The sequence below is a fragment of the Streptomyces sp. NPDC104367 genome (assembly GCF_055583825.1).
On record NZ_JBVJND010000004.1, the window covers coordinates 85,989 to 106,050 of the forward strand.

Sequence of the window (20,062 nt, forward strand, 5' to 3'; positions counted from 1 at the left end):
GTCTTGTGAGCCGGGTAGGGAAAGGATTTGTCCCGCGATGTCGATCCGAGCGACCGTGAAGTCCGTATTGGGTGCGAAGAATGTGCGGAAACTGCGACGGCTGAAGCGGCGGCTGTCCGGTCGTCCGGTCAAGTCGGCCGGGCCGGCCAAGTCGGCCAAGCCGGCCGGGCTCGACGCGATCTCCGGCGATCTCAACAAACTCGCCCAGCACTTCAAGACGGACAAGTGGGGAATCCACCGCTACACCCAGCACTACCAGCGCCACCTGGGGCATCTGAAGAACGACTCGTTCAACCTTCTGGAAATCGGCATCGGTGGTTACAACAGGCCAGGTCAGGGTGGCGCCTCCCTGCGGATGTGGAAACACTTCTTCCCGAAGGCCCACATTTTCGGAATGGACATCCAGGACAAGTCATTTGTCGACGAGGACCGCATCACGACGTTCGTCGGGGACCAGTCCGACCCGTCGTCCCTGAACTCGATCGCCGACAAGATCGGTGATCTGGACGTCATCATCGACGACGGAAGTCATCGCAGTCCGCATGTGCTCACGACGTTCGCCACGCTCTTCCCGCGCCTCAAGGACGGGGGCGTCTACATCGTCGAGGACACCCAGTCGTCGTACTGGCCCGAATGGCAGGGCAGCGAGGACCTCGACGCGACGCACACGAGTATGGGCATGCTGAAGCGGCTCGTGGACGGGCTGAATTACGAGGAATTCGTGACCGAGAACTATCAGCCGTCGTACACGGACCTGAATATCGTCGGCATGCACTTCTACCACAACCTCGTGATCATCGAGAAGGGCCGAAATGCCGAGGGCAGCAACAAGCGGAGCGCGCTGAAGCAGCGTTACGCGAAGTCCTGACGGCGCCGACGGGACGAGGGGAGCCGGGCCCCGGGGCCCGGCTCCCCTCGTGCGTGGTCAGCCGCGCAGCCGCTCGTAGTACGCCGCGCAGTCCGCGTACGAGGGGAGCAGCCCGGACGCCGCCGCCCGGGCCAGCGAGGGCGCCTGGGCGTCCTTCTCCGACAGCACCGGCTCGATGCCCTCGGGCCACTCGACGGCCAGCTCGGGGTCGAGCGGGTCGATGCCGTGCTCACGGCCCGGCGCGTAGCCGGAAGAGCACAGGTACACCACCGTGGCGTCGTCGGTGAGCGCCATGAACGCGTGGCCGAGGCCCTCGGCGAGGAACACGGCGTGCTGGTTCTCGTCGTCCAGCCGGACCGCCTCCCAGCTGCCGAAGGTGGGGGAGCCGACCCTGATGTCCACGACGACGTCCAGCACGGCCCCGCGCACGCACTTGACGTACTTGGCCTGGCTCGGCGGTACGTCGGCGAAGTGGATGCCGCGCAGCACACCGCGCCGGGAGACCGAGCAGTTGGCCTGGGCGAGGTCGAGGTCGTGGCCGAGGGCCTCGCGGAACTCCTCGGCCTTGAACCACTCGTGGAAGCTGCCCCGGTCGTCGGGGAAGACCTTCGGCTCCTGGACCCAGGCGCCTTCGATGCTCAGCGGTCGCACGGTTCTACTCGCCTTTCCGTCGTGCGGGCGTCTTCCCCCTGCCGAGGGCCCGGGCCAGTGCGCGGCGTACCGGCAGCGGAAGCCTACGGGCCAGCCGGTGGGCGGCGCTCGCCTTCGGCTTGGGAGCCGGCTCCGGAGTGGCCGCGGGCCTGAGCCGGCCCGGCTTGACCACCCGTGGGCCCTCGGAGGAGCTGCGGACGACGAGCGGCAGCGGGAAGAAGCGCGGTTCGGCGGCGTCCGAGAGCAGGCACAGGGCCAGCCGCCAGCCGCCCCGCTGGAGCGAGCGCACCGGCAGCGGGGCGTCGAGCACCGCGCCGCCGCCCTCGGCGGGCGTCAGCGTGGCCGGCACCTCCAGCTCCTCGGTGCCGGGCTTCGAACCGGTCAGCCGCAGCGCGGACCTGACCTCGCCGGCCACGTGGAGCGGCAGCACCGCGTGCAGCCGGTCGCCGGCCACGGTGAAGTCCGCCGGCCTGAGCCCGTCCAGACCGAGCCGCTTGCCGGCGCGGTCGACGTCCAGGGCGAGGTTGTTCCTGACCGTCCAGTACGGCAGCACCCGGCGCCCGCCGACCACCCCCGGCAGCGGCATCGCGGGAAGCCGTGCCACGGACTCCGGGAACAGATGGTGCTCCCGGTGCCAGCCGCCGATGGTGAGACGGACGTACGCGTCCCACAACCCGGGCGGCAGCGCGGTGCCGCCGGCGGCGGAGGCCGGGTCCACGGTGGCGGTGGCCCGCAGCACCAGGCGGACACGGCCCGGCTCGCCCTCGACGGGGACGGTCTCGCGGGTGAACTCCGTCGGCTGGAAGTACTGCGCGTGGGTGTCCCGCTCGCGCATCATCAGGTCGGTGACGGCCCGGTCGAAGCGGGCGGCGGTCTCGCGCTCCAGCCGGGCGACGGCCTCGGCGGCGTCCTCGGGCGGGCCGTCGTCGGCCCCGGCGGCGGTGGCGTCGGCCGGATAGGTCTTGGGCACGCCGTCGATGCCGAACTCGGCGCTGAACCCGATCCGCAGGGCGCCGCCGTCCCAGGCGATGCTCTCCAGCGCCGTCAAGGGGGTGAGGGACGCCTCCCACTCGGCGACCGCGAGCACGTCCTCGTAGCGGCCGGCGCCGGCCAGCTGGGTGACCACCCGGTGGGACGGTTCGAGCAGGGCGAACACGGGCGGGCCCATCCGCTCGGCGATCACCTTGTGGATCTCGTCGAAGAGCTCCCTGCGGTAGTCGTCCGGCAGCTTCAGGAACCGTTTCCCGCGCAGCCGCTCGCCCATCTCGGTGCGCAGCCAGCGGCGGAACATCCGGTCGCGCCCCGGGCCCGGTTCGGTGTAGCGCTCGACGACGTCGAGGGCCTCGCGGAGGTTGGCGAAGTAGCCGACCGGGTCGAAGCGCTGGAAGCCCGCGTTGGAGGCGTCCTCCCGCTTGATGTGGTAGTAGCAGACGTAGTCGCCGAGCACGGAGATGTTGGACGCGCGCAGGTACGCCTCGGTGACGAAGACGTGGTCCTCCAGCCGCCGGCGGCCTTCGGGGAAGCGCAGCCCGATGCGGTCCAGGAAGGACCGGCGCAGCATCTTGTGCGGGGTGAGGCTGTCCATCAGCGGGGCGTTGTCGACGGTGGCCCGCGGGCGGTTGTGGCGGAACAGCTCGACCGGCACCGCGCGGCCCTTGCCGGCCATCTTGCCGATGATCAGGTCGGCCTCGTTCGCGACGCCGTAGTCGTACATCCGCTCCAGGGCCTCGTCGCCGAGGAAGTCGTCGTTGTCGACGAACATCACGAACTCGCCCTTGGACGCGGCGATCCCGACGTTGCGGGGTTTGCCGGACCAGCCGGAGGGCTCCTGGTGGATGACGTGGACGTGCGGGTGCTCGGCCGCGAGGGCGTCCAGCCGGGCCGGGGTCTCGTCGCTGGAGCCGTCGTCCACGAAGATCACTTCGTACTCGTCGCGCGGCAGCGACTGCCGCAGCAGCGAGGCGACGCAGTCCTCGATATAGGACCCCGGGTTGTAGACGGGGACGACCACGCTGACTTTGACCGGCATCCGGTTTCCTGGCCCCCTGGGTAAGCCACCCGTTTCCCTGGGCGGCGTTTACATGTGGCCAAACCCTAACGCGGCCTTGTCCAGGGGCAGGGGAGCCTGGACAAGACCGGGTTATGAGTCAGTTGTGAGTCTTCGCCAGCAGCTCCATGACCTCGGCCGCTGTGCCGGACTCGCCGAGCCGGGGGAAAATCCGTTCGACGCTGCCGCGGTGCGCCTCGGGGTCGGCGTCGGCCATGGCGTCCGTCGTGAGCGTCACGTGGTAGCCGTGTGCGTAGGCGTCACGGGCGGTGGACTCCACGCCGATGCTGGTGGCGATGCCGGTCAGCACGATCTGGGTGATGCCCCGGCGGCGCAGCTGGACGTCGAGGTCGGTGCCGTGGAACGCGCTCCAGTTGTGCTTGGTCACGCGGATGTCCCCGGGGTGGCCGGACAGCTCGTCGACGATCAGGTCCCAGCCCTCGGGGAAGGCGAGGCCGCGGGCCTGGCGCTCGGTGCGGCCGGGGACGGCGTCGGCGAAGTCGGCGGCGAAGGAGACCCGGACCAGGACCACGGGCAGGTCCCGGGCGCGGAAGGCCTCGGCCAGCTCCGCCGTGCGGGCCACCACCTCGGGGCCGGAGTGCGGCTGGGTGGGCATGGCCACGATGCCCTGCTGGAGGTCGATGACGACCAGGGCGGTACGCGGGTCGAGGGCGGTGACGGACATGGGTGACTCGGGCCTTTCGAGGGGGCGGAGAGGGTCGGGAAACACGGGGTCAGGCGGTCTCGGGGGTGAGCCGGGCCAGTGAGCGGTCCGGCAGGGTGATCACCAGCAGCAGCGCGGAGCCGGCGAGCATGAACAGGGCCAGGCCGTGCAGTCCGGCCGTGTCGGCGCTGTGCGGGTAGAACGCGGCGGTGGCGGCGGAGGCGACCAGCGCGCCGAGGTACATGAAGGTGCGCAGCAGCCCGGCCGCGGAGCCGATCCGCTCCGGGTCGGCCTGCCGGTACAGCGCGCTCTGCGCGGCGAGTCCGAGCAGGCCCTGGGGGATGCCCAGCAGCGCGCCGACCGCCAGCAGCAGCCACAGCGGGCTGTCCGCGTCGACCAGCAGCAGCGCCGCGCAGCCCGCGATCTGCAGCACGGAGCCGGCGAGCAGCTTGCCGCGGACGGCCTCGCGGCGGCCGGTGAGCGTGGAGACGGTGAGCGCGGCGACCGACAGCGGCAGCAGCGCCAGCCCCGCGGTGGAGGCGCTCAGTCCGCGGCCCTGCTCCAGCCACTGCGTGTAGCCGTACATGAAGGCGTACGCGGTGGTGTAGGCGAGGAGCTGGCGTACATAGGTGGTGACGAGCGGGACGTTGCCGCCGAGGACGCGCAGGTCGACGAACGGGTCCGGCACCCGCAGCTCCCGGACGGCGAAGGCGGCGGCCGCGACGACGGTCAGCACCGGCAGGTACCAGCGGCCGGGGCCCGGGGCCATCAGGAACAGCATCAGGGTGACCAGCAGGGCGGCGAACAGGCCCATGCCCGGCAGGTCCACGCCCCGGCCCCGCGCGGCCGGGCCGGACCGGGGCAGCCGGCGGGCGCCGAGCAGCAGACAGGCGGCGGAGAGCGGCACGTTGACGGTGAACACCATGTGCCAGCCGGCCGCGCCGATCAGCAGCCCGCCCAGCGTCGGCCCGATCACGGCCACCGTCTGCCCGGCCACCGCCAGCGCGGTCAGCACCCCGGCCGGGCTGTCCCGCCCGGTCCGCTCGGCCTCGGCGCGCACCAGCCGCATCGCCGCCGGGTACGCCGCCGAGGTGCCGAACCCGAGCAGTACCCGGGCCGCGATCAGCACGCCCAGCGAGGGGGCCAGCGCGCCCGCCAGTCCGGCGACGCCGACCAGCCCCGTACCGACGAGGTAGAGCCGGCGCGGCCCGTACATGTCCACGAGCCGTCCGATCACCGGCTGGCCCACGGCGGTCGCCAGGTAGAGGGCGGTCACCAGCCACACCGTCTCGGCGGGCGGGGCCCCGAAGGCGACGCCGATGGGCACCAGGGCCACCGCGATCATCGAGGAGTTGATCGGGTTGAGCACGGAGCCCAGGACCATCGGCGCGATCAGCCGCCGGTCGAATCCGGCGGGGGCCGGGCGGGCGTCCTCGCGGGTGGCCGCGTTCTGCCGCGATATCACGGCGTCGACAGCCGTTCGAGCAGTTCGATGGCGGTGAGGAGGGTCTGGCGCTCCTCCTCCGTGTACCGCTCCTGGAGGGTGCGGGACAGCCACTCGTCGCGCACCTGCCGGTTGCCCTCGACCCGGGCCTGGCCCGCCTCGGTGAGGGTGACCAGCTGACGGCGGCCGTCGGTCGGGTCCGGGCTGCGGCGGATCAGCCCGTGCTGGTCGAGCGCGGCCAGCGTGGTGGCCATCGACTGCGGCCGTACGCCCTCGGCGGAGGCGAGCGCGCTGGCCGTGGCCGCGCCGTGCTTCGACACCAGCGTGAGCGCCGACTCCTGCGACGGGGTGAGGTCCGCGTCCTGGGCGACCTCGCGGATGCGGCGGCGCAGTCTGCTGAACATCACGCGCAGGTCGCGGGCCACACGGGTCGCGGAATCGGAGATCTGAACCATGCGGCCACCCTAGGACTGTCAGTCGTGACTGTCCAGTCGCAACTGTTAAGTCTGAACTGAAGATCTCTACGGGTGCGATGCGACGCGGTGCCGTGTGCCGTGGTGCGTTGTGACGCGGTGCGGTGTGATGTGGTGCCGTGTGACGCGGTGCGGTGCGCTGGCTAGGCTGGCCGGGTGCGCCTGCTCCTCGTCTCCGACACGCACCTCCCGCTGCGGGCCAAGCGGCTCCCGGAGCTGCTCCTCGCCGAACTCCCGCGCGCCGACGTCGTGTTCCACGCCGGTGACTGGGTCGACGAGGCCACCCTCGACCTCCTGGAGAGCCGCAGCCGCCGGCTGGTCGGCGTGTACGGCAACAACGACGGCCCCGGTCTGCGCGCCCGGCTGCCCGAGGTGGCGTACGCCGAGCTGGGCGGCCTGCGTTTCGGGGTGATCCACGAGACCGGTCCGGCCCAGGGCCGGGAGACCCGCTGCGCCGCCCGCTTCCCGGACCTGGACGTCCTGGTCTTCGGGCACAGCCACATCCCCTGGGACACCACGGCCCCCGGCGGACTGCGGCTGCTCAACCCCGGCTCGCCGACCGACCGGCGCCGCCAGCCGCACCGCACCTACCTCACCGCGACCGCCGCCGACGGCACGCTCACGGACGTCACCCTCCACCGGCTGCCGCCCCGCTGACCGGCCGGCGGCACGACCCACGACCGGCACGACCGCCACGGACCACCCGTCACCTGCGTCCCCTGGTACGCCTCCGCTGCTGCCGTCGGGCCAGCAGCCAGGCGAGCAGGGCCACCACCAGGAGCACGGCCGCTCTTCTGGCCACGGGCACCCCGGCCGTGCGCAGCAGGTCCAGCGGCTCCACCTCCTTCCCGGCGACCGGTTCTCTCCCGGCGGCTGCTTCCCTCCCACCGGCTGCTTCCCTCCCGCCGACCGGTTCTGGCAGCGGTCGCTCGGACAGCCGCTGTGCCAGACAGTCCGCGAACCGGGTCACCAGACGGTCGCCGACCTCCGAGAGGACCCCGCGGCCGAACTGGGCGGGGCGGCCGGTCACGGTCAGGTCGGTGCGGACCGCGACGGCCGTGCCGGTGCCGTGCTCGGTGAGGACGCTCGTGACCGTCGCCCGGGCCGTGCCCTGGCCGCGGGTCTCCCGGCCGCTCGCCACCAGGACGATCCGGTGCGCCGCCTCGTCCTGCTCCTCGAAGACCGCCGTGCCCCGGTAGGCCACGGTGACCGGACCGAGCCGGACCTTCACCGAGCCGGTCACCGTCCTGCCGTCGTACTCCTCCACCACCGCGCCCGGCAGACACGGCGCGACCCGCTCGATGTCGAGGAGCGCGCGCCAGGCGTCGTCGACCGGGACGGGGACGGTGAACTCGTGGTGCAGTTCCATGGCTCCTCCTCGCGCTCAGCGGGCGGCGGACGGGTGGTGGATGGTTCCGGTGGTCGAGGTCAGAGGTGTGCCGCTGCCGCCCCAGCGCAGCGCGACGATCTCCGCGGCGACGGAGACCGCCACCTCCTCCGGGGTACGGGCGCCGAGGTCGAGGCCGAGCGGTGAGCGCAGTCTGGACAGCTGGGCCTCGGTCAGCCCGGCCTCGGCGAGCCGGGCCCGGCGCTCCTCGTGGGTCCTGCGGCTGCCCATCGCCCCGATGTAGGCGGCCGGCCGGCGCAGCGCCTCCACCAGCAGCGGCACGTCGAACTTCGGGTCGTGGGTGAGCACGCAGACCACCGTGCGCTCGTCCGTCCCGGTGGAGCCGAGATAGCGGTGCGGCCAGTCGACGACGACCTCGACTGCGGCCGGGAAGCGCTTCGGGGTGGCGAAGACCGGGCGGGCGTCGCACACGGTGACCCGGTAGCCGAGGAAGTCCCCGATGCGGGCGACCGCCGCCGCGTAGTCGATCGCGCCGAAGACCAGCATGCGCGGGGGCGGGGCGAACGACTGGAAGAACACCGTCACCGCGTCCTCACGGCGCTCGCCGCGCGGGCCGTAGTGGCGCAGGACGGAGGCGCCGAGGGCGAGTTCGCCGCGCGCGTCCGCGGTGACGGCGACGTCGAGGCCGCCCGTGCCGAGCGTGCCCGCGGCCCGCTTCGGCCACACGGCGAGGACGGCACCGCGCGGGGCCGGGCCGTCCACCACGGTGGCCACCGTCACCGGCTCGCCCGCCGCGACCGATTCGGCGACCGCCCCGAACGCCGGATCGGAGCCGGCGGTCACCGGCCGCACCAGCAGGGTGATCTCGCCGCCGCAGGTCAGCCCGACCGCGAACGCGTCCTCGTCGCTGTAGCCGAAGGTCTCCAGCCGCGGCTCGCCGTCGGCCACGACCTCCCGCGCCAGTTCGAAGACCGCGCCCTCGACGCAGCCGCCGGACACGCTGCCCACGACCTCGTCGTCCGGTCCCACGGCCATCGCCGCACCGGGCCCGCGCGGCGCGCTGCGGCTGACCGCGACCACCGTGGCGAGGCCGAACGGGATCCCGGCCGCGTGCCAGCCGGCCAGCGTCGGCAGGATCTCACGCACCCTCGGCTCCTCTCCCCGCGGGCCCGGCCCCGCGCACCACCGCCGCGAGCCGCTCCAGCGCCGCCAGACTGTGCCCCGCCACGAACGCGTCCACGCTGGGCAGCGCCGCCGCCATGCCGGCCGCCAGCGGTGCGTAACCGGGCCGCGCCTTGCGCGGGTTGGCCCACACCACCTGGTACGCGAGGGCGTGCAGCCGGCGCATCTGCTGGCCCAGCAGCTCCGGGTCGCCGCGCTCCCAGCCGTCCGAGAGCAGCACCACGATCGCGCCCCGGGCCATCCCGCGCTGCCCCCACCGGTTGAGGAACTCGCGCAGCAGCTCGCCCAGTCGGGTGCCACCGCGCCAGTCCGGGACCGCCGCCGCCACGGCCCGCATCGCCAGGTCGGGGTCGCGGTGGGACAGTTCGCGGGTCACCCGGGTCAGCCGGGTGCCCACCGTGAACACCTCCGTGCGGCCCGCGCGCACCGCCGCGTGCGCGAACCGCAGCAGCGCGTCGGCGTACGGCCCCATCGAGCCGCTCACGTCGACCAGCAGCACCACTCGGCGGGGCCTGGCCACCCGCGCCTGCCGTCGCAGCGGCGCGGGTTCCCCGCCGCGCCGCAGCAACTCCCGTACCGTACGCCGCGGATCGACCTCGCCGCGCCGGGACGGCCGCCGCCGGGCCGAGCGCCGGGTCTGCCCCTCCAGCGCGAACGCGGCCAGCAGACGGTGCAGTTGGGCCCGCTCGGCCGCGTCCAGTTCGGTGACGTCGCGGTGCCGCAGCACCTCGGCGGCGCTGGCGAGGGCGGCGGTGGGCGGACCGGAGGGCTCGCCCTCGCCCGGCGCACGGGGTGCCGCGGCCGTGTCCCGCGCCACCAGCCGGAGCCGGGGCGGGGCCGCCGTCCGCACCGGGCGCGGGGCCGGGGGAGCGGCGGGCGCGAAGTACGCGGCGAACACCCGGTCGTAGCGCTCCAGGTCGTCGGGGCCGCCGCACAGCGTGGCCCGCCCCGCCCAGTACACGTCCGTCCGCATCTGCGGCCGCAGGGCGGCCACCGCGCGCAGGAACGCGTACCCGCGCTCGGCGCTCGCGGCCACGCCCGCCGCGCGCAGCGCCCGGACGAAACCGAGCAGCACCGCGTCCGCCGGTACTCCGGTGGCCGTTCCCGTCGGCGGTGCCGCGCCCACGGCCGCTCACCCGCCCCGGGCCGCGAGGACCGCCGCGAGGTCGAGGCCCCGGGCCCGTTCCGTGTCCTCCCGGTACTTCAGCACCGAGCCCAGCGTCGCCACCGCCAGTTCCGCGTCCACCTCGTTCGCCCCCAGCGCGTCCAGGGCCTCGGCCCAGTCGAGCGTCTCGGCCACCCCGGGCGGCTTCAGCAGGTCCGCCTCCCGCAGCGCCTGCACCAGCGCGGTGACCTGCTCCGCCAGCCGCGCCGACACCTGCGGCAGCCGGCGCCGCACGATGGCGAGTTCACGGGCGAACGACGGATGCTCGAACCAGTGGTAGAGGCAGCGCCGCTTCAGCGCGTCGTGCACCTCCCGGGTCCGGTTCGAGGTCAGGACGACCACCGGCGGCTGCTCGGCCCGCAGCGTGCCCAGCTCCGGGATGGTCACCGCGTACTCGGACAGCAGCTCCAGCAGGAAGGCCTCGAACTCGTCGTCGGCCCGGTCGATCTCGTCGACCAGCAGCACCGAGGGGTGCCGCTGGAGGGCCAGCAGCAGCGGACGCGCGATCAGGAAACGGCGGTCGTACAGCTCGCTCTCCAACCGGTCCGCGTCCGTGATCCCGGCCGCCTCGGCCGCTCGCAGATGCAGCAGCTGGCGCGGGAAGTCCCAGTCGTACAGGGCCTGCGAGGCGTCGATGCCCTCATGGCACTGGAGCCGGATGAGCGGTGCGCCGAGCGCCTCGGCGAGGGCGCCGGCGAGCGCGGTCTTGCCCACGCCCGCGTCGCCCTCGCAGAACAGCGGCCGGTGCAGTCGAAGGGCCAGGAAGCAGGTGACGGCCAGCCCCTCGTCGACGAGGTACCCCGTCTCCTCCAGGCGGGCCCCCACCTGCTCCGGGGCGTCCATCCGGGGAATCGGCGCTCACCCCGTTCCGGCGGCGGTCAGCACGGCCCGCCCGGTCAGTACCCGCGCGAGGTGTTCCCGGTACGCGGGCGAGGCGGCCAGGTCCCGCGCCGGCCGGGTGCCCTCGGCGGCCGCCTCGGCGGCCCGTGCCACCGCCTCGGGACCGTCGGCGTCCGCCAGCGCCCGCTCGGCGGCCGTGGCGCGCAGCGGGGTCGCGCCCATGTTGGCCAGCCCGATGCGCGCCTCGCGGATGTGCCCGTCGTCGTGCCGGACCAGCGCGGCGACCGCGACGATGGCCCAGGACTGGGCCACCGCCTGGAACTTCTCGTAGTGGAAGCCCCAGCCGTCGGTCTTCGGGATCCGCACCTCCACCAGCAGTTCGTCGGGTGCCAGGGCCGACTGGAGGTAGTCCACGAAGAACTCCCGGGCCGGGATCGTGCGCCGGCCGGCCGGGCCGACGACGACCAGTTCGGCGTCCAGGGCCAGGGCCACGGCCGGCAGGTCACCGGCCGGGTCGGCGTGCGCCAGGGAGCCGCCGAGGGTGCCGCGGTGCCGTACGGCGGGGTCGGCCACGGTGGCCGTGGCCTGCGCCAGCAGTCCCGCGTGCCGCCGTACCAGGGGGTCGCGCATGACGTCGTGATGCGTGGTCAGCGCGCCGATGGCGAGGATCTCCCCGTCCTCGCGGACCCCGCGCAGCTCCGGGATCCGGCCGATGTCCACGACCAGTTCGGGAAAGGCCAGCCGCAGGCGCAGCAGCGGCAGCAGACTCTGGCCGCCGGCCAGCACCTTCGCCTCCTCGCCCGCGTCGGCGAGGGCGCCTACCGCCTCGTCGACGCCCGCCGGGCGGATGTACTCGAACGTGGGCGGAATCATGCGGAACCCTCCTCGTCCCGGTCCGTGTCCCCCGGGTGCCCGGAGCGGGCCGCCCGCAGGGTCTGCCACACCCGGTAGGGCGAGCACGGCATCCGTACGTCCGTCACGCCGAGCGGGCGCAGCGCGTCCACCACCGCGTTGACCACCGCGGGCGTCGACGCGATGGTCCCGGCCTCGCCGACCCCCTTCACCCCCAGGGCGTTCGAGGCCGCCGGGGTCTCGGTCCGGTCGGTGACGAAGTCCGGCAGGTCCGCGGCCGACGGCACCAGGTAGTCGGCCATCGTGCCGGAGACCAGGTTGCCCTCGTCGTCGTAGACGGCCTCCTCGTACAGCGCCTGCGCGATGCCCTGGGCGAGACCGCCGTGCACCTGGCCCTCGACGATCATCGGGTTGACGACCCGGCCGACGTCGTCGACGCAGACGTACGACCTGATCCGGGTCCGTCCGGTCTCCGTGTCCACCTCCACCGCGCACAGGTGGGTGCCGTGCGGGTAGGAGAAGTTCTCCGGGTCGACCAGGGTCTCGGCGTTGATGGACGGCTCGACGCCGTCGGGCAGGTCGTGGCCGGTGAAGGACTCGAAGGCGATCTCCTGGATGGTCCGGCGCGCCTCCGGCGAGCCCTTCACCGAGAACACGCCGTCGGTGAACTCCAGGTCCCGTTCGCTCGCCTCCAGCAGGTGCGCGGCGACCTTCCGGGCCTTGTCGACCACCTTCACCGCCGCCCGGTGCACGGCCTCGCCGCCCACGGCCAGCGACCGTGAGCCGTAGGTGTCCATGCCCTGCGGGGCGGCCCTGGTGTCGCCGTGCACCACCTCGACGTCGTCGAACGGCACCCCCAGCACGTCGGCCGCGATCTGGCTCCAGCAGGTCTCGTGGCCCTGCCCGTGCGGGCTGGTCCCGGTGACCACCTCGACCTTCCCGGTGGGCAGCATGCGGATGCTCGCCGCCTCCCAGCCGCCGGCCGCGTAGCGCAGGTCGCGCAGCACCCGGCTCGGCGCGAGGCCGCACATCTCGGTGTACGTCGACACACCGATGCCGAGGCGGACCGGATCGCCGCTCTCCGCGCGCCGCCGCTGCTCGGCGCGCAGCTCGTCGTACCCGAACAGGGCGAGCGCCTTCTCGGTGGCCGCCTCGTAGTTCCCGCTGTCGTAGGTGAGCCCGGCGATCGAGGTGTACGGGAACTCCTCGTGCCGGATCCAGTTCCGGCGCCGCACCTCCACCGGGTCCAGGCCGAGTTCGGCGGCGAGTTCGTCCATGATCCGCTCGATGGCGAAGGTCGCCTCCGGCCGCCCGGCGCCCCGGTAGGCGTCGGTGGGCGTGCGGGTCGTGAAGACGCCGGTGCAGTTGAACTCGTACGCGTCCATCTTGTAGATCGCCGGGTACATGAAGGCGCCGAGGATCGGGATGCCCGGGGTGACGAGCATCAGGTAGGCGCCCATGTCGGCGAGCAGGTCCACCTTCAGGCCGAGCAGCCTGCCCTCGCGGGTGGCGGCCAGCTCGACGTCCTGGATCATGCCGCGGCCGTGGTGGGTGGCGAGGAACCCCTCGGAGCGGGACTCGGTCCACTTCACCGGGCGGCCGAGCCTGCGGGCGACCGCGAGCGCGAGGGCCTCCTCGCCGTACACCTGGAGCTTGGAGCCGAAGCCGCCGCCGACGTCCGGGGCCACGACCCGGAGCCGGTGCTCGGGGATCCCGGTGACCACGGCCAGCATGATCCGCAGGATGTGCGGGATCTGGGTCGCCGAGTAGAGCGTGTACTCGCCGGAGGCGGCGAGCGGGGTGACGACGACCGCGCGCGGTTCCATGGCGTTGGGGATCAGCCGCTGCTGGTGGTAGCGGCGCCTGAGCGTCACCTCGGCGCGCCCGCGTACCGCCTCGAAGCTCTCACCGACGGCGAGCGGCCAGGTGTAGCAGCGGTTGGTGCCCTTGTCGGCGTGGACCAGCGGGGCGCCGTCGGCGAGCGCGGCCTCCAGGTCGAGGACCGGGGGCAGCGGTTCGTAGTCGACCTCCACGGCCTCCAGCGCGTCCGCGGCCGTGTACCGGTCGCGGGCGACGACGACGGCCACCGGGTCGCCCGCGTAGCGGACCTCGTCGACGGCGACCGGCGGGTGGTCGGGCAGCACGATGTCCTCGGTCACCGGCCAGGCGCAGGGCAGCGGGCCGAGGCCCTCGGCGAGGTCGGCGCCGCTGAACGCGGCGACGACACCGGGGCGTCGCAGAGCGGGGGAGACGTCGACGCGGGTGATGCGGGCGTGAGCCATGGGGCTGCGCAGGACGGCCAGCTGGAGCATTCCGGCGACCTGGATGTTGTCGGTCCAGTTGGTCTGGCCGGTGATCAGCCGGGCGTCCTCCTTGCGCAGCCGGGCGCGGCCGACCTCGTGCGCCACGGTCTGACCGGTCATGCCGTGACCTCCTCACCGACCGGACGCCCGGAGGCGTCCTGCCGCCCGGCCGGGTCCTGCCCGCCGGCGGCGGCGAGGACCGCGCGGACGATGTTCTGGTAGCCGGTGCACCGGCACAGGTTGCCCTCCAGGGCGTGGCGGACCTCGTCCGAGGTCGGGTGCGGGTTCTCGGCGAGCAGGTCCCGCGCGGCCATGATCATCCCTGGTGTGCAGTAGCCGCACTGGAGCCCGTGCCGCTCGTGGAACGCCTTCTGCAGCGCCGTCCACTCGCCGTCCCGGGCGAGCCCCTGGACGGTGGTCACCGCGGAACCGTCCGCCTGGACGGCGAGGACCGAGCAGCTCTTGACGGTCGCCCCGTCCAGGTCGACCGTGCACGCTCCGCAGTTCGACGTGTCGCAGCCGATCGGGGTGCCGGTCAGACCGAGGCGGTCGCGCAGGTAGTGGGCCAGCAGCAGCCGGGGCTCGACCTCGTCCTCGTAGGGCGTGCCGTCCACGTTCACCTTGATGTGGGTCATGTGCCCTCCAGACCGTACGGACCGAGGCGAGCCAAACGGTGCGAATGGGTCATATTGGCGTGATGTAGGTCACTCTATGACCGGGCTGTGGAGGCGGCGAGTGCTGCGGCCGGCGGGGCTCAGCCGTGCAGGGAGCGGTAGGCGGCGGCCGCGCGGGGGTGCAGGGCGATCACGCCCGTGCCGATCAGGCTGCCGGCGTCGAGGAACCTGGTGCCGACGGCGTGCGAGGGGACGAGCGCGGTGGCCCGCGGGACCAGGACCCGGGTGAGCGCGGCGGCCATGTGCGCGGGCAGGCCGGGGCGGCACATCAGCAGGTCGGACACCCCGATGGTGGCGACGCCGCCCGCCGCCCGGTACGCACCCGCCGGAAGCCGCATCTCCGAGAGGCCCGAGCCGGCGAGGCCGGCGTCCGCCGAGCCCCGGCAGCAGGCCCGCGAGCGGCAGGAAGCGCAGGCCGGGCGAGTCGTCCAGCTCCGAGAGGACGGGGAGGGGGACACCGCCCACGACCAGCACGGCCTCGACGGCACCCGACCGCACCGCGCGGGCCACGGCGTCCATCCGCAGATGACGCACGTGGACGTCGGTTCCGGGGGTGAGGCCCGCCGTGCGCAGGATCCGGTCGCCGAGCACGGCCCCGCCCGAGCCGGTCGCACCGAGCCGGACGGTGCGGCCGGCGAGGCCGGATCGGTGATGCGGTACGGCGGCAGGCCGCGCTCCGCCAGGTAGGCGAGGTGGTCGGGATGGTCGACGGGGTTGCGCCAGCCGGGCAGGTCGGGGCCCTGGAAGCCGTAGGAGGCCGCGTCGCGGTGGAGGCCGCCTTCGTGTACGGCGCCGCCCTGTAGAAGGAGTCGGCCGGCGGGGCCTTCTTCAACTGGCCGGTGCCGACGAAGAAGTCGCTCATGTCGTCCAGCCGGCGGGCGATCGTGCCGTCCCCGGTCCTCGCGACGAGTTGCTCGTGCCCGCGGCACAGGCGCGCCAGAGGGCCGTCGGGTGGGACACGATGCTCAGCATGGGGACGGGCACGGTTTTTCGTCAGTGCCCCGGAAAAAAATAGAACCGAACCCTGCCGATCCGGCGGGATTGACGAATCCCCAGGTCAGAAGGGTGCGGGCAGAAAAGGCGCGGAACCGGAAACCTTCACACACGCGCAACGAACGACGCCGTCAGACGTCCCGCACGCACCGGAATCCCAGGTTGCCGGTGCTGCTGTCGGGCGTGTTGGAGGTGCGGGCGGCGACGCGGTAGCGGTTGCAGTACGAGTGGTGGCAGAGGTAGGAGCCGCCGCGCATCACCCGTGAGGTGCCCCGGGCCGGCCCCTTCGGGTCGCTGCGCGGGCCGGCGGCGTGCTCGGTGCCCCACCGGTCGGCGCACCACTCCCACACGTTGCCGGACATGTTGTGCAGCCCGAAGCCGTTGGGCCGGTAGGCGTCCACGGGGGCGGTGCCCCGGTAACCGTCCTCCGCGGTGTTCCTGGTGGGGAAGTGCCCCTGCCAGATGTTGCACCGGTGCTCCCCGTCCGGAATGAGCTCGTCTCCCCACGGGTAGCGCCGCTGTTCGAGCCCGCCCCGGGCCGCGTACTCCCACTCCGCCTCGGTGGGCAGCCGGCCGCCCGCCCAACGGCAGTACGCCAGGGCGTCGTTCCAGGACACGTGGACCACCGGGTGGTCACCGCGCTCGGCCACCGAACTGCCCGGCCCCTCGGGAGCCCGCCAGCAGGCGCCCTCGACCCCGCACCACCACGGCGTCTGCGGCGGCCGGGCCGCCCCGCGCCGCAGCGCGGCGGGCAGGAACCCGGCGAACACGAAGGACCAGCCGAACCGTTCGGCCTCGGTGACGTGGCCGGTCTCGGCGACGAACCGTGCGAAGCGGTCGTTCGTCACCGCGTACGCCTCGATCCGGAAGGGACGCAGGGTCACCTCCCGCACGGGTCCCTCCCCGTCGGCCGGGAACCCGTCGGGGTCGTCGGTGCCCATGAGGAAAGTGCCGCCCTCCAGCAGCACCACGGCGTCGTCGTCGACCGTACCCGCGCCCGCCACCACCGCCGGTGCCACCACCGCCGTTCCGGCCACCGCCGGTTCGACCGGCGGCGCGCCCACCGGCTCCGCGCCGCCGCGTCCCGGGGCGCAGCAGCCGCTGGGCTCCGCGCTCTCGCCGTCGGACCCCGTCATACGACCACCCCTTCCCTGCGGATCTTCCGGCGAGGCTACCCACCCGCCCGCGCGGCACGGGCCGGGGGTGCCCTGCCAGGTCCCCGGCCCGGTAACCCCGGTCCAGGGAGCCCGGTCCAGGGAGCCCGGCCTGGGGAGCCCGGTCCAGCGAGCCCGGCCCGAACCCCGGTTCTGATGCGTCGGCCTCCTTCGTGTCCTCGTGTCCTCGTGTCCTCGGGTCCGCCCCCGGCGACCGCGGTTCCCGGTGATTCCCGCCCGTGCCCCGTCGGCGGCTCGGCCGGGGTTCATGCGCGGCCCGCTCAGGCCTCGGTTCGGGGGGTTCGTGCGCGGAGCAGTTCGGCGCAGCGTTCGCCGATCATCAGGACGGTCATGCACGGGTTGACGCCGGTCATGGCCGGGAAGACCGAGGCGTCGGCGATCCGCAGCCCGGCCACCCCGCGCACCCGCAGGTGGGGATCGACGACCGCGGCCGGGTCGTCCGCGGCGCCCATCCGGCAGGTGCCGACCGGGTGGAATACGGTCGCGCCGACGTACGCGGCGTACTCCAGGAGCGCCGCATCGGAGGTGACGTCGGGTCCGGGCGCCAGCTCCCGCCTCAACTTCCCGGCCAGGGCGGGCTGTTCGCCGATACGGCGGGCCAGCCGGAGCCCGTGCACGAGAACCCGGGCGTCATGGCCGTCCGGATCGGTGAGGAAACCACCGTGGATCTCGGGGGCGTCCCAGGGGTCCGCGCTGCGCAGCACGACCCGGCCCGCGCTGCGCGCCCGGCGGACGTGGGGAGTCATCGAGATGCCGTGCGCGGAGGTCGGGTAGCCGAGCGGGGCCGTGAAGTCGTCGTAGACCTCGGGCGTGAAGTGGATCATCACATCGGGGTCGAAGGCGGCGGCCTCCCAGCCGTTCACGTCGATGGGGCCGGGCGGTTCCGTGGTCTCCCACAGCACCGCGGCCTCGGGATGGTCGAGCAGGTGCTCGCCGACGGGGAGGTCGGCGACCACCTCGATGCCCAGCTCGCCCAGGCGCCGGGACGGGCCGATCCCGGAGAGCATCAGCAGCTTGGGGGTGTTGAGGGCGCCGGCGCAGACGATGATCTCCCGACGGGCCGTCAGCTCCCCGTCGGTGGTGAGCACGGCACGGGCCCGGCCGTCCTGCGTGATCAGCCGGAGCGCGGTGGTGCCCGTGCGCAGGTGCAGGTTCTTTGGCAGCCGGTCGAGCGGCTGGAGATAGGCGACGGAGCTGGACTGGCGTTCCTGGCCACGGACGTTGAGCGGCAGCACACAGGAGTTGGCGCCGATGTCCCCCTCGGCGGCGGAACGGTGGGCGTCCACCCGGGGCAGACCGGCCTCGGCGCAGGCGTCCAGGAAGGCTGCGGTCAGCCTGTTGCGGATGTCGGGCAGTTCGATGTGCACGCGCTCGGTCACCCGCAGCCAGGCCGGCGCGAGGGACTCCGGGCCCCAGCCCGCCGCGCCCAGCTTCTCCCACGTCAGCAGGTCGGCGGCCGGCGGACGCAGGGCGATGGCGTTGTTGTGCGAGCTGCACCCGCCGAGCACCTTGGCCACGTGCTCCCGCAACAGCGGGTTGTGGCCCGGCTGGGTCTCCAGCGCGTAGTCGAAGTCGAGTTCGGTGCCGAGCAGTTGACTCCAGTTCTGCACGAGGCGGATGCGCTCGTCGCCGGCGTCGTCCGGTCCGGCCTCCAGCAGGCATACGGTGGTGTGGGCGTCCTCGGCGAGCCGGCGGGCGACGACGGCACCGGCCGTGCCGCCGCCGACCACGATGTAGTCGTAGGAATCCGAGTGCATGGAACGGGCCTTTCGACAGGAGGGGATGACGGGGTGGCTCAGGACCCGGTGCCGGCCGGCCGGGCGGAGCAGTACGGTCTGCAACTCGGTGAGGCGCTCCAGTGCGTAGCGGCCGCCCACCCGGCCGACTCCGCTGAGGGTGCCGGGGCCGCCGCCGAAGGGGAGGTGGCTCTCCCAGTGGTTGGAGGACTCGTTGATGTTGACCACGCCGGCCCGCACCTCGTCGGCGAAGCGCAGGCCCGCGCCGAGGTCGCCGGTGTAGATCGCGGCGACGAGGCCGTACGGCAGGGCGTTGGTCAGGGCGATCGCGTCGTCGAGCGAGCCGACGGGGATGACGGGGGCGATCGGGCCGAAGGTCTCGTCGGTGGCGGCCAGGGCGTCCCGCGGTACGTCGTCCAGTACCGTCGGCCGCCAGTACAGGTCCGTGGGGAAGCCCTTGGCGCGGCTGCCGCCGGTGACGAGCCGTGCGCCGCGGTCGGTCGCGTCGCGGACGTGCAGGTCCATCTTCCGGGCCACGTCCTCGTTGTTGAGCGGTCCCATGGTGGTGGCCGGGTCGGCGGGATCGCCCAGGACGATCCGCTCGGTGGCGGCGGCGAGCCGTGCCACGAACTCGGCCCGGACCCTCTCGTGCACGAGGACGCGCTCGGCGGCGGCACAGCTCTGCCCGGCACACAGGAACGCGCCGAGGACGGTGCCCTCGACGGCGGCGTCGAGATCGGCGTCGTCCATGACCACGAGCGGGCCGTTGCTGCCCAGTTCGAGCATCTGGACCTTGCCGACGGCGCGGGCGGCCACGGAACGGCCGGTGGCGGTCGAGCCGACGAAGGCCACGGCGGCGATGTCGGGGTGCCCCGCGATCTCGTCGCCGACCACGGGCCCGGATCCGGTGACGAGGTTGACCACGCCGGGCGGCAGCCCGGCGGCGGTGAAGCACTCGGCCAGTGCGGCGGCGCAGACCGAGGTGCTCGGCGCGGGCGTCCAGACCACGGTGTTCCCGGCGGCGAGCGCAGGCGCGATGACCTGGGACGCCATGGTGTAGGGCCAGTTCCACGGTGTGATGACGGCGACCGGGCCGAGCGGCCTGCGGACCAGCAGGGCGAGGGCACCGGGGACCGCGCTGGGAGCGAGCACACCGTCGAACCTCAGCGCGTCCTCGGCGGCCGAGCGCCAGTGCGCGATCAGGTCGTCCACCTCGGCGTACGCCTCGCCGTGCAGGGGCTTGCCCTGGTCGAGGCTGAGCAGACGGGCGAGTTCGTCCCGGCGGGCCGCGCACACGTCGGCCAGCCGGTGCAGCAGGGCCGCACGGGAGAACACGCCCTGCGCCGCCCAGCCGGGCTGCGCGGCGCGAGCGGCCGCGACCGCCGCACGCGCGTCGGACCGGTCGCCCTGGGCGACGGCGCCTAGGTGTTCGCCGGTGGCAGGGCTCACTGCGTCCGCGTACACGCCGCCCGACGGTTCCCGCCAGTCGCCGTCGATCAACAGCTGGGTCCTGGCAGCGGGCATCGCAGCCTCCTTGCGTTTCGGGTGGGTTCGTTCGATGCCGAGGCCCGCACGCTCAGGTCGTCCGCGTGCGGGGCGGGCGCCGGGACCGGGCGGGGTGAAGGTGGACCGCCGGAACGGCACCGG

At 73.6% G+C, this 20,062-nt stretch carries 18 protein-coding genes and 1 pseudogene; 3 read left to right on the forward strand and 16 right to left on the reverse strand.

Annotation, left to right across the window (positions count from 1 at the left end):
- Nucleotides 1-37 precede the first annotated feature (37 nt).
- Entirely contained in the window at nt 38-868 is an 831-nt protein-coding gene (locus ACZ619_RS07680; protein ID WP_469595451.1) for a class I SAM-dependent methyltransferase, read from the forward strand.
- 57 nt (nt 869-925) lie between these two features.
- Here ACZ619_RS07680 and rfbC read toward each other — a convergent pair whose 3' ends face one another.
- From rfbC to ACZ619_RS07705, 5 genes are all read right to left on the reverse strand, one after another.
- Nucleotides 926-1,519 (reverse strand): dTDP-4-dehydrorhamnose 3,5-epimerase, encoded by a 594-nt coding sequence (rfbC, locus tag ACZ619_RS07685; protein WP_469595452.1) that lies wholly within the window; start codon nt 1,517-1,519, stop codon nt 926-928.
- A 4-nt stretch (nt 1,520-1,523) separates the two neighbouring features.
- On the reverse strand, nt 1,524-3,548 hold the full coding sequence (locus ACZ619_RS07690) for a glycosyltransferase family 2 protein (RefSeq protein WP_469595455.1): 2,025 nt from the start codon (nt 3,546-3,548) through the stop codon (nt 1,524-1,526).
- 118 nt (nt 3,549-3,666) lie between these two features.
- The gene (locus ACZ619_RS07695; protein ID WP_469595457.1) at nt 3,667-4,251 is read right to left on the reverse strand and encodes a hydrolase; all 585 of its coding nucleotides are present in this window, start codon (nt 4,249-4,251) and stop codon (nt 3,667-3,669) included.
- A gap of 49 nt (nt 4,252-4,300) precedes the next feature.
- Nucleotides 4,301-5,695, reverse strand: a complete 1,395-nt coding sequence (locus tag ACZ619_RS07700; protein WP_469595459.1) for an MFS transporter — start codon at nt 5,693-5,695, stop codon at nt 4,301-4,303.
- Nucleotides 5,692-6,129: a MarR family winged helix-turn-helix transcriptional regulator gene (locus ACZ619_RS07705; protein ID WP_469595461.1), complete on the reverse strand. Its 438-nt coding sequence runs from the start codon at nt 6,127-6,129 to the stop codon at nt 5,692-5,694. The genes ACZ619_RS07700 and ACZ619_RS07705 overlap by 4 nt, the downstream gene beginning before the upstream one ends.
- 174 nt (nt 6,130-6,303) lie before the next feature.
- Here ACZ619_RS07705 and ACZ619_RS07710 point away from each other — a divergent pair, with 174 nt between their 5' ends.
- Complete coding sequence (locus tag ACZ619_RS07710; protein ID WP_469595464.1) at nt 6,304-6,804, forward strand: metallophosphoesterase family protein; 501 nt, start codon at nt 6,304-6,306, stop codon at nt 6,802-6,804.
- A gap of 49 nt (nt 6,805-6,853) precedes the next feature.
- Here ACZ619_RS07710 and ACZ619_RS07715 read toward each other — a convergent pair whose 3' ends face one another.
- The 8 genes from ACZ619_RS07715 to ACZ619_RS07750 all read right to left on the reverse strand — a co-directional run bounded on the left by ACZ619_RS07715 (nt 6,854) and on the right by ACZ619_RS07750 (nt 14,795).
- Nucleotides 6,854-7,516, reverse strand: a complete 663-nt coding sequence (locus tag ACZ619_RS07715; RefSeq protein ID WP_469595467.1) for an SRPBCC family protein — start codon at nt 7,514-7,516, stop codon at nt 6,854-6,856.
- Nucleotides 7,517-7,531: 15 nt separating this feature from the next.
- Nucleotides 7,532-8,641, reverse strand: a complete 1,110-nt coding sequence (locus ACZ619_RS07720) for an XdhC family protein (RefSeq protein ID WP_469595470.1) — start codon at nt 8,639-8,641, stop codon at nt 7,532-7,534.
- The gene (locus ACZ619_RS07725; RefSeq protein WP_469595472.1) at nt 8,634-9,803 is read right to left on the reverse strand and encodes a vWA domain-containing protein; all 1,170 of its coding nucleotides are present in this window, start codon (nt 9,801-9,803) and stop codon (nt 8,634-8,636) included. Before ACZ619_RS07725 ends, ACZ619_RS07720 begins: the two co-directional genes overlap by 8 nt.
- 6 nt (nt 9,804-9,809) lie before the next feature.
- Nucleotides 9,810-10,685 (reverse strand): AAA family ATPase, encoded by an 876-nt coding sequence (locus ACZ619_RS07730; RefSeq protein WP_469595474.1) that lies wholly within the window; start codon nt 10,683-10,685, stop codon nt 9,810-9,812.
- Nucleotides 10,686-10,700: 15 nt separating this feature from the next.
- Nucleotides 10,701-11,555 carry an FAD binding domain-containing protein gene (locus ACZ619_RS07735; RefSeq protein ID WP_469595476.1) on the reverse strand — a complete coding sequence of 285 codons (855 nt, stop codon included), beginning with the start codon at nt 11,553-11,555 and terminating at the stop codon, nt 10,701-10,703.
- The gene (locus ACZ619_RS07740; protein WP_469595478.1) at nt 11,552-13,957 is read right to left on the reverse strand and encodes a xanthine dehydrogenase family protein molybdopterin-binding subunit; all 2,406 of its coding nucleotides are present in this window, start codon (nt 13,955-13,957) and stop codon (nt 11,552-11,554) included. Before ACZ619_RS07740 ends, ACZ619_RS07735 begins: the two co-directional genes overlap by 4 nt.
- The gene (locus tag ACZ619_RS07745; RefSeq protein ID WP_469595481.1) at nt 13,954-14,472 is read right to left on the reverse strand and encodes a (2Fe-2S)-binding protein; all 519 of its coding nucleotides are present in this window, start codon (nt 14,470-14,472) and stop codon (nt 13,954-13,956) included. Before ACZ619_RS07745 ends, ACZ619_RS07740 begins: the two co-directional genes overlap by 4 nt.
- A gap of 119 nt (nt 14,473-14,591) precedes the next feature.
- Nucleotides 14,592-14,795 carry a hypothetical protein gene (locus ACZ619_RS07750; RefSeq protein WP_469596058.1) on the reverse strand — a complete coding sequence of 68 codons (204 nt, stop codon included), beginning with the start codon at nt 14,793-14,795 and terminating at the stop codon, nt 14,592-14,594.
- Nucleotides 14,796-14,799: 4 nt separating this feature from the next.
- On the opposite strand from ACZ619_RS07750, the gene ACZ619_RS07755 reads away from it, so the two are divergent.
- Complete coding sequence (locus tag ACZ619_RS07755) at nt 14,800-15,198, forward strand: hypothetical protein (protein ID WP_469596060.1); 399 nt, start codon at nt 14,800-14,802, stop codon at nt 15,196-15,198.
- On the opposite strand, the pseudogene ACZ619_RS07760 reads toward ACZ619_RS07755, so the two are convergent.
- The 3 genes and pseudogenes from ACZ619_RS07760 to ACZ619_RS07770 all read right to left on the reverse strand — a co-directional run.
- Nucleotides 15,126-15,290: pseudogene (locus ACZ619_RS07760) on the reverse strand (sulfatase-like hydrolase/transferase); the annotation flags it as partial. The gene ACZ619_RS07755 and the pseudogene ACZ619_RS07760 overlap by 73 nt on opposite strands.
- A 345-nt stretch (nt 15,291-15,635) precedes the next feature.
- Nucleotides 15,636-16,640: a formylglycine-generating enzyme family protein gene (locus tag ACZ619_RS07765; protein WP_469595484.1), complete on the reverse strand. Its 1,005-nt coding sequence runs from the start codon at nt 16,638-16,640 to the stop codon at nt 15,636-15,638.
- 299 nt (nt 16,641-16,939) lie between these two features.
- Entirely contained in the window at nt 16,940-19,939 is a 3,000-nt protein-coding gene (locus ACZ619_RS07770) for an aldehyde dehydrogenase family protein (RefSeq protein ID WP_469595487.1), read from the reverse strand.
- Nucleotides 19,940-20,062 lie beyond the last annotated feature (123 nt).